At 67.5% G+C, this 14490-nt stretch carries 5 protein-coding genes; 1 reads left to right on the top strand and 4 read right to left on the bottom strand.

Features of this window, described 5'->3' with window-relative positions; translation table 11 throughout:
- Window positions 1-134 precede the first annotated feature (134 nt).
- From BLU09_RS08270 to BLU09_RS08250, 4 genes are all read right to left on the bottom strand, one after another.
- Window positions 135-917 (bottom strand): aldolase, encoded by a 783-nt coding sequence (locus BLU09_RS08270; protein ID WP_090487979.1) that lies wholly within the window; start codon window positions 915-917, stop codon window positions 135-137.
- 438 nt (window positions 918-1355) lie between these two features.
- Entirely contained in the window at window positions 1356-3338 is a 1983-nt protein-coding gene (locus tag BLU09_RS08260; RefSeq protein ID WP_186817988.1) for a hybrid sensor histidine kinase/response regulator, read from the bottom strand.
- A gap of 122 nt (window positions 3339-3460) precedes the next feature.
- Complete coding sequence (locus BLU09_RS08255) at window positions 3461-10897, bottom strand: HAMP domain-containing protein (RefSeq protein ID WP_090487976.1); 7437 nt, start codon at window positions 10895-10897, stop codon at window positions 3461-3463.
- A 199-nt stretch (window positions 10898-11096) separates the two neighbouring features.
- Window positions 11097-11981, bottom strand: a complete 885-nt coding sequence (locus tag BLU09_RS08250) for a hypothetical protein (protein ID WP_090487974.1) — start codon at window positions 11979-11981, stop codon at window positions 11097-11099.
- A 150-nt stretch (window positions 11982-12131) separates the two neighbouring features.
- On the opposite strand from BLU09_RS08250, the gene BLU09_RS08245 reads away from it, so the two are divergent.
- On the top strand, window positions 12132-14411 hold the full coding sequence (locus tag BLU09_RS08245; protein ID WP_090487972.1) for a TonB-dependent receptor: 2280 nt from the start codon (window positions 12132-12134) through the stop codon (window positions 14409-14411).
- Window positions 14412-14490 lie beyond the last annotated feature (79 nt).

Genomic DNA, 14490 nt, shown 5'->3' with positions numbered 1-14490 from the left:
CGCTGTCATGTGGGTCTCCAAGCCTGCTGTGCGCGTCGTTGCGCACGGTTCGTTTGTGTACCGGGCGGCTGGACCCTGAACGACCTCCAGAAGAGAAAGAACGAAGGGTCCAGTGCTGCGTGCGTGCATGCGGCTCAAGCCAGGGCGTCCCCGTGCTTCTTCAGCACTCGGCGCGCGAAGTAGGCGAACGTGATTGCGCTGCGCGTGGGCCGCAAGATCCAGTCGTGCGCCTCCTTTCCCAGCGTCTCCGGTATGGGCTTGATGTCGCCAGCCGCAGAGGCGAGGAGCTGCAAGCGCGCCGCCCTCTCGAAGAGCTCGGCCAGCACGCACGCCTGCTCGATGCTATCGCCGGCCACCAGTTGACCGTGATGGGAGAGGAGAAGCGCGCGCTTGGAGCCGAGCGCCTTGGAGATGATTTCACCCTCCTCGTTGCCAACCGGTACCCCCGGCCAATCTTTCAGGAAGGCGCAGTCATCGAAGAGGGGGCACATATCCATGTGCGAGACCTGCAAGGGGACCTCCAGCATGGAGAGCGCGACGATGTGCGTCGGGTGCGTGTGGATGATGCAGTTGACGTCGGGCCGCGCCTCGTAGACCCAGCTATGGAAACGGTTCGCCGGGTTGGCCATCCCTTTGCCTTCGAGGACCTCGAGGTCGCTGTTGACGACCAGGAGGTTCGACGCGGTGATCTCATCGAACCCAAGGCCCAACTGCTGCGTGTAGTAGGTGCCGGGCTCCGTAGCGCGGGCGGTGATTTGCCCGGCCAACCCCGAGTCGTGGCCGCCCTCGAACAAGATCCGGCAGGTCAGCGCCAGCTTCTGACGCACGCTCCAGTCACCGTGGCCGAAGGTGGTGTCCATCTGCTTCGTCGCTTTTCCGACCAGTTCCTCCTTCGTCTGCCTAAAGGTTTTCGGCATCTCAGCTCCTCGTTCGTGTTGGTACGCGTCGTTACGCAACACGGGTGTAAGGGCATGCTGGACCCGGTGCATCATCCAGAAAGGAAACGACTACGGGGCCAGTTGGCCGAGCCCAGGGACGGTGCTCCCGAGGACGCTCGCGACCGCGAGGACCGCGCCGACGAGGGCGCGCGTCGCGGTGCAGAGCATCCTTCAGCTTCGGCCCGAGCAGGACGTCAACCCACGGGACGGCAGCGGCGCCACGGCGCTGTTCCTCGCCGCCTGGAAGGGACTGAGCGCCAGCGTCTCGGCGCTGCTCAGGCGGCAACACGCCGCTGCACACCGCGGCCCGCAACGCTCCAGCCGGGCCCTGAGCGCGAAAGGCGCCGGAGCATCAGGGGGACAGCCCCTGATGCCCTTCCGCTGCACGGACGCCGGGATGCTTCGCGAGGGACGCGCTCAGTTGGTGGAGCGCGTCGCCGCGTCCGGATGCACGCCGCCGGTAGGCGCCTCCGTCTCGCGCGGCAGCCAGACGTGGAAGGTGGACCCCTCCCCCGCCACCCCCGGAGACTCCACCCAGATACGGCCGCCGTGCTGCTCCACGATGCCCTGGCTGATGGTGAGCCCCAGGCCCAGACCGCCGTACTTGCTGCCGTGCGCGCGGCCAAAGCGCTCGAAGATGAGCGCCTGCTTCTCCTTGGGGATTCCCACGCCGGTGTCCGTCACCGACAGGTGGACGCCCTCGTCGCGCTCCCCCTGCACCCGCACCCACACGGGCCCGCCCTCGGGCGAATAGCGCAGCGCATTGGACAGCAGGTTCGTGAGCACCTGGTCCAACCGGCCCCGGTCCCACGTCCCCTCGAGCTGCTCCGACGCCTCGACGTGGATTTCATGGCCTTGCGACAGCACCGCCATGCGGTCCCGCGTCTCGTGCACCAGGTGACTTAGGTCGAACCGCTCCAGCTCCAACGACAGGCGGCCCGCCTGGAGCCGGCTGATGTCCAGCAGGTCCTCCACCAGCTTGGCCATCCGGTCGATTTGCCGGTTGATGATTTTGAGCGACTTGCCCGGCCCGGCCTCGGTCTCACCGCCCAGCTTCAGCAGCGCCAGGTGCGCGTGGCCCTTGGCCGCGGCCAGCGGCGTGCGCAGCTCGTGGCTGGCCGCCGCGAGGAAGGAATCCTTCGCCTCGCTGGCCAGCCGCAGCGCCGTCTCCGCCCGCTGCCGCTCGGTGATGTCGCGCGCCACGGAGATGAAGCGCCCGGGGCCGCCGTCCGCCGCCACGTACTGGAGCACCACCTCCACCGGCACCTCCGAGCCATCCCGCCGGCGGTGGCTGGTGGAGTACGTCTGGCTGGGCAACGTGCCACTCACCAGCGGCGCCAGCAGCTTGCGGAAGCCGGCCTCGTCGAAGGCGCTCTCCACCTCCAGCACCGACAGGCCCACCAGCTCCTCGGTGCTGCTGGCCAGCTGCTTGGCCGCGCCCGCGTTGGCGTAGGTGAGCGTCAGCGAGTCCGGGGAGAACATGAGGACGCAGTCCAGCGTCGCGTCCAGCGTCGCCTTGAAGCGCCCCAGCGCCTCCTCCGCCCGGCGCTTGTCGTCGATGTCCGTGGCCACGGCAATCCAGCCGGCCAGCAGGCCATTCTCGTCCCGCTCCGGCACCGCGCGCGCCAGGTGCCAGCGGTACACGCCGTCGAAGCGGCGCAGGCGGAACTCGCGCTCCACGCGCTGTCCCATGCGGATGGCCTGCGTCCACACGGCGCGCATGGCCTCGCGGTCCGCCGGGTGGACGAACTCCAGGAAGGTGTTGAGTGACAGCGGCTGGTCCACCTGGATGCCGGTGTAGTCCCGTGAGGCGCGGTTGGCGTAGGTGAAGCTGCCGTCCGAGCGCGCCGCCCACATCACCTCCGGCAAGGACTCCGTGAGCCGCAGGTGGCGCAGCTCGCTCTGCCGCTCCAGCGCCTCGCGCTCGCGCTGCCGGAGCAGCGCCGCCTGCCGCTGAATCTGCTGCTCCTTGAGGAACAGGTCCACGAAGACGCTGACCTTGGAGCGGAGGATTTCCGGATCGAACGGCTTGAGCAGGTAGTCCACCGCGCCGTGCGCATAGCCCTTGAAAACGTGGGCCGCGTCGCGGCTGAGCGCGGTGAGGAAGATGATGGGGATGGTGCGCGTGCGCTCGCGCTGCTTGATGAGCGTGGCCGTCTGGAAGCCGTCCAGCCCCGGCATCTGCACGTCCATCAGGATGACGGCGAAGTCGCGCTGAAGCAGGAACTTCAGGGCCTCCTCACCGCTGGTGGCCTTCACCAACTCCTGCCCGAGCGGCTCGAGAATGGCCTCGAGCGCGAGCAGGTTGGACGGATGGTCGTCCACCATCAGGATGCTCGCCCGGGGTTGGGAAGCCCTTTCCTGGTTGCGGTCCGCGGAGATGTGTTCGCTAGGCGTCATTGAAGTCGGCGGATGAATCTGCCCCGGTCCCACCTGTTCTCAAGGTGGAAGAGGCTAGGCGTCCCCTCGACCGGACCCAAGCCCGGAAGAGAGGCGCCGTACGGTAACCATCACTCAGCGAATCAAGCCGTCACCCACAGACGGATGAGTTCCAGAAGCTTGTCGGTGTCCACCGGCTTGGGCAGGTAGTCGCTCGCGCCGGCCGCCATGCACTTCTCCCGGTCGTCCTTCAGCGCCTTCGCCGTCACCGCGATGATGGGGAGGCTGGAGTACTTGAGGTCCTTGCGGATGGCCCGCATGGTCTCATAGCCGTCCATCTCCGGCATCATCACGTCCATGAGGACGATGTCGACGTCGCGGTGCTGTTCGAGCATCTCGATGGCCGCGCGCCCGTTCTCCGCGAACACCACCTGCATGCCGTGGTTCTCCAGCACGCTGGTGAGCGCGAAGATGTTGCGCATGTCGTCATCCACCACCAGGACCTTCTTGGCGGAAAGCTCCGTGTCCTTCTCGTTGCGCTGAGCCAGGGCGGCGCGGGCGCGAGGCGGCAGGTTCTGGTCCAACCGGTGGAGGAACAGCGCCGTGTCGCTGAGCAGCTGCTCCGGACTCTTCGTCCCGCTCTTGAGGATGACACTTCCGGTGTAGCGGCGCAGCCGGGCCTCGTCCTTGGGCGTCAGCTCCTTGCCGGTGTAGATGACGATGGGCAGGTCGCGGAAGCGGTTCTGCGTCTTGACTTCCTCCACCAGCCGGATGCCGTCGGTGTCGGGCAGCATCAGGTCGATGACGACGCAGTCGAACTCGCCCGTCTCCAGGTTCTCGAGCACCTCCTCGCCGGTGGCCACGGCCGTCACCTCGACATCGCCGCCTTCGCTGAGCAGCTTCACCAGGCTGTCGCGCTGGACGTCGTCGTCCTCCACCAGCAGCAGCCGGCGCTCCTTGCGCTCCAGGAAGCTGGCCAGCTGGTTGAACACCCGCTCCAGGCCCTCCTTGCTGACGGGCTTGGTGAGGTAACCGAAGGCGCCCTGTGAGTTGCCCTGGTTCTTGTCCATGACGCTGATGACGTGCACGGGGATGTGGCGCGTGCGCGGGTTGCGCTTGAGCCGGTCCAGCACACTCCAGCCGTCCACCACGGGGAGCTGGATGTCCAGGGTGATGGCGTGCGGCTGGAACTCGTTGGCCATGGACAGGCCGGTGTCGCCGCGCGTGGCCACCAGGGCCTTGAAGCCCTTCTCCCGCGCCATCTGCACCATGATGCGGGCGAACTTCACGTCGTCCTCGATGAGCAGCAGGACGCGGTCCCCTTCGCGGATGTGGTCGCGGTCATCCTCCACGGCGACGGGCGTCAGCAGCGACTCGATGGGCGGCGGCAGCGCCGCGTCCAGCACGTGGCCACTGTCCACCACCGGCGGCGCGGGAGGCGGCTCCGCGCGCGGCGACTCCGACGCCGGAGGAGGCGGCAGCCGGGGCGGAGGCTCGTACGGGGACGGAATGGACGGCAGGCCCTCCTCCTCCGGACTGACGTACTCGGGCGGCAGGTAGAGCGTGAAGGTGCTGCCGCGGCCGGGCTCGCTGGTCACCTGGATTTCGCCGCCCAACAGCTTGGCGATTTCGCGGCTGATGGACAGGCCCAGGCCCGTGCCGCCGTACTTGCGCGCGGTGGAGCCGTCCGCCTGCTGGAACGCCTCGAAGATGAGGCGCTGCTTGTCCCGGGCGATGCCGATGCCCGTGTCCGACACCGCGAAGCCGAGCACGTACCGCGAGCGCCGCAGGACCTCGTGGTCGAAGTGCGTGCCGACCTCGGCCAGCTTCACCTTCAGCTGGACGCTGCCCTCGTCGGTGAACTTGAAGGCATTGGACAGCAGGTTCTTCAGCACCTGCTGGAGCCGCTGCGGGTCGGTGCGGATGTGGCGCGGCGCGCCGGGCCCCACCTCCACGGTGAAGGACAGGCCCTTCTGCTCCGCGACAGGGAGGAAGCTGCGCTCGATGAACTGATTGAGCTCGGTGAGGACGATGTCCCGCGGCTCCACCTGCATCTTCCCGGCCTCCACCTTGGACAGGTCGAGGATTTCGTTGATGAGGCTGAGCAGGTCGCCGCCGGAGGCGTAGATGGTGTTCGCGTACTCCACCTGCTTGGTGCTGAGGTTGCCGTCCTTGTTGTCCGACAGCAGCTTGGCCAGGATGAGCAGCGAGTTGAGCGGCGTGCGCAGCTCGTGGCTCATGTTGGCCAGGAACTCGCTCTTGTACTTGGAGATGACGGTGAGCTGCTCGGCCTTCTCCTCCAGGCTGACGCGGGCGCGCTCCACCTCGTTGTTCTTCTCCTCGACGCGGCGGTTCTGCTCCTCCAGCAGCGTCGCCTTCTCCTCCAGCTCGATGTTGCTGCGCTTGAGGGCCTCCTGCTGCTGCGTCAGCTCCTTGGACTGGCTCTGGAGCTCCTGCGTCAGGTCCTGCGACTGGAGCAGCAGCTGCTCCGTGCGCATGTTGGCGATGATCATGTTCAGCACCACGCCAATGGTCTCCGTGAGCTGATCCAGGAAGATTTGGTGGATGGCGCTGAACGCGTGGAAGGAGGCCAGCTCGATGACGGCCTTCACCTCGCCCTCGAAGAGGACGGGCAGGACGATGATGTTGAGCGGCGCGGCCTCACCCAGCCCGGAGGAGATGGTGATGTAGTCCTCCGGCACCTGGGTGAGCAGGATGGTCTTCCGCTCCAGGGCGCACTGGCCGACCAGGCCCTCACCGAAGCGGAACCGGTTGGCGATGTGCTTGCGCTCCCGGTACGCGTAGGTGCTGGTGAGCTTGAGCAGCGGCGTGCCGGCCTCGGCGCCGTCCACCAGGAAGAAGGCGCCGTGGTGCGCGGAGACCAGCGGCGTCAGCTCGCTCATGATGAGGCGGCTGACGGCGTCCAGGCTCTTCTGGCCCTGCATCATGCCGCTGAACTTCGCCAGGTTCGTCTTGAGCCAGTCCTGCTCCTGGTTCTTCTGCGTCGTCTCACGCAGGTTGACGATCATCTGGTTGATGTTGTCCTTCAGCGCGGCGACCTCACCCTCCGCCACGACGGTGATGCTGCGCGTGAGGTCACCCTTCGTCACCGCGGTGGCCACGTCGGAGATGGCGCGCAGCTGGCTCGTCAACGTGCCGGCCAGCTGGTTCACGTTGTCGGTCAGCTGCCGCCACGTGCCGCGCGCGCCGGGCACGCGGGCCTGGCCGCCCAGCTTCCCTTCGATACCCACCTCGCGGGCCACCGTCGTCACCTGGTCGGCGAAGGTGCCCAGCGTGTCCGTCATGTTGTTGATGGTCTCCGCCAGCGCGGCGACCTCGCCCTTCGCCTCCACGGCCAGCTTCTGCGTCAGGTCGCCGTTGGCCACCGCCGTCACGACCTTGACGATGCCGCGCACCTGCGTGGTGAGGTTGGAGGCCATGAAGTTCACGTTGTCCGTGAGGTCCTTCCATGTCCCCGCGACCCCGGGCACGCGGGCCTGACCGCCCAGCTTCCCTTCGACGCCCACCTCGCGGGCCACCGTGGACACCTGCTCGGCGAAGGTGCCCAGCGTGTCCGTCATGTTGTTGATGGTCTCCGCCAGCGCGGCGACCTCGCCCTTCGCCTCCACGGCCAGCTTCTGCTTCAGGTCGCCGTTGGCGACGGCCGTCACCACCTTCACGATGCCGCGCACCTGCGTGGTGAGGTTGCGGGCCATGAAGTTCACGTTGTCCGTGAGGTCCTTCCACACGCCGGACACGCCGCGCACTTCGGCTTGACCGCCCAGCTTGCCCTCGGTGCCGACCTCGCGAGCGACGCGCGTCACCTCCGCGGAGAAGCTGTTGAGCTGGTCCACCATGATGTTGATGGTGTCCTTCAGCTCCAGGATTTCGCCCTTGGCGTCGACGGTAATCTTCTTGGACAAGTCGCCATTGGCCACCGCCGTGGTCACCAGCGCGATGTTTCGCACCTGCGCGGTGAGGTTGGAGGCCATGCTGTTCACGTTGTCCGTGAGGTCCTTCCAGGTGCCGGCGACGCCGGGCACCGCGGCCTGGCCGCCCAGCTTGCCGTCCGTCCCCACTTCCTTCGCGACGCGCGTCACCTCGGCGGCGAAGGCGCGGAGCTGGTCCACCATGGTGTTGATGGTGCTCTTGAGCTCCAGGATTTCGCCCCGGGCCTCCACGGAGATTTTCTGCGACAGGTCGCCGTTGGCGACGGCCGTGGTCACCTTGGCGATGTTGCGCACCTGGTCCGTGAGGTTTCCGGCCAGCACGTTCACGTTGTCCGTGAGGTCCTTCCAGGTGCCGGCGACCCCGGGCACCGCGGCCTGACCGCCCAGCTTGCCTTCGGTGCCGACTTCCTTCGCGACGCGCGTCACCTCGGAGGCGAAGGCGCGCAGCTGGTCCACCATGGTGTTGATGGTGTTCTTGAGCTCCAGCACCTCGCCCTTCACGGAGACGGTGATTTTCTGCGACAGGTCGCCGTTGGCCACCGCCGTGGTCACCTTGGCGATGTTGCGCACCTGGTCCGTGAGGTTTCCGGCCAGCACGTTCACGTTGTCCGTGAGGTCCTTCCACACGCCGGACAGGTCCTTCACGTCGGCCTGACCGCCCAGCTTGCCCTCGGTGCCGACTTCCTTCGCGACGCGCGTCACCTCGGCGGCGAAGGCGCGCAGCTGGTCCACCATGGTGTTGATGGTGCTCTTGAGCTCCAGCACCTCGCCCTTGGCGTCGACCGTGATCTTCTTGGACAGGTCACCATTGGCCACGGCCGTGGTGACCTCGGCGATGTTTCGCACCTGCGCCGTGAGGTTGTTGGCGAGCAGGTTCACGTTGTTGGTGAGGTCCTTCCACGTGCCCGCCACGCCCGGCACTTCCGCCTGGGCGCCCAGCTTTCCTTCCACGCCCACCGTGCGGGCCACGTCCGTCACCTGCTGCGCGAAGATGGACAGCGTCTGCGTCATCGCGTTGATGGTGTCCGCGAGCGCGGCAATCTCGCCCTTGGCATCCATCGTCAGCTTCTGGTTCAGGTCGCCGTTGGCCACCGCCGTCACCACGCGCACGATGCCGCGCACCTGCGTGGTGAGGTTGACGGCCATGAAGTTCACGTTGTCCGTGAGGTCCTTCCACACGCCGGACACGCCGCGCACTTCGGCCTGACCGCCCAGCTTCCCTTCGGTGCCGACTTCCTTCGCGACGCGCGTCACCTCGGCGGCGAAGCTGTTGAGCTGGTCCACCATCGTGTTGATGGTGCTCTTGAGCTCCAGCACCTCGCCCTTGGCGTCGACGGTAATCTTGCGAGACAGGTCACCCTTGGCCACGGCCGTGGTGACTTCGGCGATGTTGCGGACCTGGTCGGTGAGGTTGTTGGCGAGCAGGTTCACGTTGTTGGTGAGGTCCTTCCACGTGCCCGCCACGCCCGGCACCACCGCCTGGGCGCCCAGCTTTCCTTCCACGCCCACCGTGCGCGCCACGTCCGTCACCTGCTGCGCGAAGATGGACAGCGTCTGCGTCATCGCGTTGATGGTGTCGGCCAGCTCGGCCACCTCGCCCTTGGCCTCCATCTTCAGGCGCTGGGTGAGGTCACCGTTCGCCACCGCCGTCACCACCTTGGCGATGCCGCGCACCTGGGTGGTGAGATTGACAGCCATGACGTTCACGTTGTCCGTGAGGTCCTTCCAGGTGCCGGACACACCGCGCACCTCGGCCTGGCCACCCAGCTTGCCGTGGGTGCCGACCTCGCGCGCCACGCGCGTCACTTCGGAGGCGAAGCTGTTGAGCTGGTCCACCATGGTGTTGATGGTGTTCTTCAGCTCCAGGATTTCGCCGCGCGCGTCGACCGTAATCTTCTTGGACAGGTCGCCATTGGCCACCGACGTCGTCACCAGCGCGATGTTGCGCACCTGCGTGGTGAGGTTGGAGGCCATGTAGTTCACGTTGTCCGTGAGGTCCTTCCACACGCCGCCCACGCCCTTCACGTCGGCCTGACCGCCCAGCTTGCCGTCGGTGCCCACCTCGCGGGCCACGCGCGTCACCTCGGACGCGAAGGCGCGGAGCTGGTCCACCATCGTGTTGATGGTGTCCTTCAGCTCCAGCACCTCGCCGCGCACGTCGACGGTGATTTTCTTGGACAGGTCGCCCTTGGCGACGGCCGTCGTCACCTCGCCAATGTTGCGCACCTGGGCCGTGAGGTTGTTGGCCATCAGGTTCACGTTGTCCGTGAGGTCCTTCCACGTCCCGGCGGCGCCGGGCACCTGGGCCTGGGCGCCCAGCTTGCCTTCCACGCCCACCGTGCGCGCGACGCTGGTCACCTGCTGCGCGAAGACGTTGAGGGTGTCCGTCATCGCGTTGAGCGTGGCGCCCAGCGCGGCAATCTCACCCTGCGACGGCACCATCAGCTTCTGGGTGAGGTCGCCGTTGGCGACGGCCGTCACCACCTTCACGATGCCCCGCACCTGCGTGGTGAGGTTGGAGGCCATGAAGTTCACGTTGTCCGTGAGGTCCTTCCAGGTGCCGGACACGCCGGGCACCGCGGCCTGACCGCCCAGCTTCCCTTCGGTGCCGACTTCACGCGCCACGCGCGTCACTTCGGAGGCGAAGCCGTTGAGCTGGTCCACCATGGTGTTGATGGTGCTCTTGAGCTCGAAGACCTCGCCGCGCGCGTCCACGGTGATTTTCTTGGACAGGTCGCCGTTGGCCACCGCCGTCGACACCTCCGCGATGTTGCGCACCTGGGCCGTGAGGTTGTTGGCCATCAGGTTCACGTTGTCCGTGAGGTCCTTCCACACGCCGGATACGCCGCGCACTTCGGCCTGACCGCCCAGCTTTCCGTCGCTGCCCACCTCGCGCGCCACGCGCGTCACCTCGGCGGCGAACGAGTTGAGCTGGTCCAGCATCGCGTTGACGGTGGTGCCGATGCGGAGGAACTCGCCCTTGACGGGCTGGCCATCAATCTCCAACGCCATCTTCTGGGTGAGGTCGCCCTGTGCCACGGCCACCAGCACGCGCGCCACCTCCGTGGTGGGCTGCACCAGGTCGCCGATGAGCGAATTGATGGAGTTGATGCTGTGGGCCCAGTCGCCGCGCACGTCGCCCAGCGACACACGCTCGCCCATGCGGCCCTCGCGGCCGACCACGCGCTCCACGCGGACCACTTCCTGCGTCAGGGTGGCGTTGAGCGACACCACGGCGTTGAAGGCACTGGCAATCTCCTCCATCACCGGGTCGGCGTCCCCGCCAGGGAGCCGCACGGAGAAGTCTCCGCCGTGCACCGAACGAAGCGCGGCGAGCAGGGGCTGTAGCGGATGGCCGCCGCGTCCCTGGCCACGCGGGGTGGACGCGCGAGCGCCACGGCCCCGGCCGTTGCGGCGGGCGGGCTTCGGCGCCGCCACTTCGAGGTCGGCTGGCGAGGTGGAGCGGGTTCGTCCTCGGTCACCGCGCAAGCGGTTGGCCGCGGGGTGCTCGGAAGGGGCCACCTCGCGGGTGGGCGCCTCCGGTCGGGAAGTGCCGTTCCCCGAAGGCTTGCGCGCGGAGGCACGCTTACGGCCGTTGGAAGGGGACTGGGGAACCTTGGTGTCGTCCACGCGAGAAACCTCTGATCGGGATGAACGCTGCTGGCTGCGCTGAGCGGCGCCCGGGCTGGGGCGAATCTCCAGGGAGTTCGCGGGCTTGTCGATTCAATGCAGGCCCCGCGGACCCCTGAACGTTCGCCAATGAACGCAGTGGTTCAGAGGCCCGGACCGCCCGTGAAAGGCACCCGGCGCCGCACCTCCTACCAACATCTCAGGGGGCAGGGGCCGTGCACGGAAATCCGTCGCAGCCGTGCACATAGAGGGGCCGTCCGAGGAGCCTCCGAGCAGGCGCCCCTGGCGGGCGCTGCGCCGGCTCGTACCGGGCGGTCCGGAGATCCACCGCGAAAGCCTGCTCGGCCCCCTGGGCGCAGGCGATCAGGACGCGCTCGGGGCGCTCGAGCCACCACAAGTCCGCTGCTTCACACGGCAACTCCACGGGGAGTGGCGTGAGGGTTCGCGCTTCGTAGAAGCGGAGCGAGGCCTCGTCGAGCACGGCGGCGAAGGTGCCCTCCGCTCCCGCGGACAGCCGTGCTTCCGCCCCGGATACCGGCACCTGTCCCAGCACCGCTCCATCAGGCGCCACCGAGACGAGCTGCCCCTCCGCGTCGAGCGCCAGCACCCCGCCCCCGTGGCTGACGAGTGATACTGGGGAGAAGTCGCCCATGCGCATGGGCTCGGCCCCGTCGTCGCGCCAGAGCTGTCCGGCCTGCGACCACCAGAGGCGATTCTCCCGGTCGAAGGTGATGGCGCGTACGCCCGCCAGGGGGAACCGCTGGGAGCCCTCCGGCAGGGTGCAGACCGCCATGGCCTGGGCGCCGTAGACGGCGGCCCGCGAGGCATCCGGCGAAACGGCCCAGCCCAGCAGGGGGCGTTGCAGGAGACGGGCAAGACAGTGGTTCAGCGCGCCGAAGTGCGGATCCGAGGTGGGCGCGGAGATGAGGTAGGGCAGGCTGGTGGTGGCGACGTAGACGAGCAACCCGAGCGCGGCGGCGGTGGCCACGGTGAGCGGCCATGGGCCAGCTCGGCGCAGGCGAGCCTCCTTCGCGGAGGCGCGCGCCGCCTTGCCTCCTGACACCGGACTCTCGCGTCCACTCACGGCGGCTCCTCGCGGCGGGGTTCCTGACCTTGCCGGGGATGGAATCAACAGCGGCCCGGCGCCACGTCCCAGTTCGTTTCCCCACGACAGCACAGAACGGGGCCGAAGGGTGGCCGTGCCATACTGTTCTGGAGGGGAGACAACGCCCGCATGGTGGGGGAGAAGGCGCTGCGAGTCGTGGGAGTCGCCCTGGCCGCGTTGATGACGGCCGGCGCGGCGGAGAATCCACGGAGTGCCATTCTGGGCACGGTCATCGATGCCCAGTCACGGCAGCCCGTCGCGGAGGTCGTCGTGACGGCGAGCCCGTCCGCGCAGGGCGGTGAGCGCATCGCCGTGACCCAGCCCAACGGAAGGTATCGGATTCCCGACCTGCCCCCGGGCGACTACACGCTCCGCTTCGAGCGCGAGCTGTTCGAGCCCTACTCGCTCCCCCTCTCCGTCAGTGAAGGGCGCGCTTTACGCGTCAACGTCGAGCTCCAGCCGACGGAGCCAGGAGAGGCCGTTGGATTGTTCTGCGGAGGCCCGACTGTCGACACGAGCAGTTCGACACTTCGGTTCATCCAGTGGCGAGAAGACGTCTCGCGCGTTCCGGTCAGCCGCCCAACGAAGTGGGCGGGCGCCATGCGCACCTCGGACAGCCTCGCGGAGTGGGTACCCGGCACGGTGGACAGCGTGGACGGACGGTCCTTCAGCGGCGCCACGCCCTTTGAAAACGAATACCTGCTGGAAGGGCTTTCGACTCGCGATCCGACCACGGGCCGCAACCTGCTCCCGCTGAGCCAGGAACTGGTCAGCGACATCAGCGTGCTCACCGGCGGATACATGCCGGAGTACGGACGTACCACGGGCGGCATCATCGACCTGAAGCCAGTGGCCGTCTCCAATGAGCTGCATGGAGAGGTCTTCGCGAACTGGGCACCGGGCGCGCTGGAAGGGGCATGGAGGCCCGCGACAGGCCCCCGCCCCGCCGTCTCCTCGGACGGCGCGCTCCGTCACCTGGGGGATTTCGGCGGAACACTGGGCGGACCGCTGCTCAAGGACCGGCTCTGGTTCTTCGCGGGCATCGTCCCCGCGCTCAGCCGCGTCGAACAGGACGCCGGCTTCATGGACCAACGCAGCCTCCAGGCACTGGCCAGGCTGACGTATGCCCTCAAACACAGACATTGGACATCGCTGACGGTTGTCACCGCTCCCGCGTTGATGCGGGGGATGGAAGGCGCGCAGGCTCCGTGGGCGGTGGACAGCGACACGGTCATGGCCGTGCTCGCCTACAACGCCTTGGTCCTCGACGGAGGCGTCACGCTCGATGCCAAGGCGAGTTGGCTGGGCCACGATGTCACCCGGCTGTCGCCTGCTGACCCTGCGAGCGTCGACACGGACCGATTCCAGGCGAAGACGCAGGCATCCTATTGGCTGAAGGGCCTGGGACACCATGCGCTGGCAACGGGCCTGGAGCTCGAACATGTCGTCCAACGCCCATCGCAGGTCGCCGACATCACCAGCAGCAGCTTGAGCGGGTTCGTGCAGGACCGATGGACCTTGAACGACCGGCTCACGCTGAATGGAGGTCTTCGCTACGACGCGCAGTTCCTCGATGCGAACGTGCGTGGGAACATGACGCATCACCAGCTCTCACCGCGAGTCGGGCTCGTCTTCGACCCCGGTGGGAACGGCCGGATGAAGCTGTTCGCGCACGCCGCGAAGTATCAGGGGATGGTTCCCCTGGGGTTGCTCACGCCGGACGCGCGCTTCGCTTCGCGGCTCGACCCGACGTCGTCTTCCGAGTTCGTCGCGGGCGCGGAGCATGAGCTCTCGCTGTTCGCGAAGGCGGGTGTGACCTACACGCGCCGCCGCCTGGATGATGCGCTCGCGACCATTGCGGACGACGCTGCGGGCGGGTTCCTCATCGTCAATCCCGGCGCGGGCCCTGCTGCCAGCTTGCCGAAGGCAGCGCGCACCTATGATGCCGTCACGGTGGAGCTTGGCCGCAGCTTCTGGGACGGCTGGCAGGCCCAGCTCCGTTACACATGGTCTCGGCTCCATGGGAACTACACAGGCCCCTTCGGCACGGATGGCGGACGGCCGCTGTCACAGTCGGGATTGCTCGCAGCGGACCGGCCCCATGTCTTCAAGGCCTTTGCATCCAAGGAGTTCACGCTCACGCGGAAGCTCACGCTCAACGCGGGCCTCGCCTACCTGGGCGCGGCTGGGGCATCGCGCGAAGCGGGTAACACGCGGGCGCTGTGGGTACACACCATCGATGCCCAGTTGAGCGTGCGCTACGGCACTTCCGACCAGCACATCGTGACGCTGAGCATCGACGCGTTCAATGTGCTCAATGCACAAGCTGTTCTCCGTGAGGAGACGTTGCTGCCCTTGCAGTACCAGACGCCACGACAGCTCCGCCTCGGGGTTCGCTACGCCTTCTGAGGCAGACCTCCTCCGGCCGAGGGTGCCGGCTGCTGTTCGGAAATGTCGGGACTTTTGAGCGGCGAAATGTCCCGACATT

Origin of the sequence: Myxococcus virescens (genome assembly GCF_900101905.1) — a bacterium.
Classification (GTDB): Bacteria; Myxococcota; Myxococcia; order Myxococcales; family Myxococcaceae; genus Myxococcus; species Myxococcus virescens.
Note: the sequence above shows the minus strand (reverse complement) of the source record. Positions and strands in the feature narration are given on the sequence as shown.

What these genes read in the sequence shown, in the direction of transcription:
- BLU09_RS08270 (WP_090487979.1), bottom strand. Translation starts at nt 917, where the DNA reads ATGCCGAAAACCTTTAGGCAGACGAAGGAGGAACTGGTCGGAAAAGCG.
- BLU09_RS08260 (WP_186817988.1), bottom strand. Translation starts at nt 3,338, where the DNA reads ATGACGCCTAGCGAACACATCTCCGCGGACCGCAACCAGGAAAGGGCT.
- BLU09_RS08245 (WP_090487972.1), top strand. Translation starts at nt 12,132, where the DNA reads ATGGTGGGGGAGAAGGCGCTGCGAGTCGTGGGAGTCGCCCTGGCCGCG.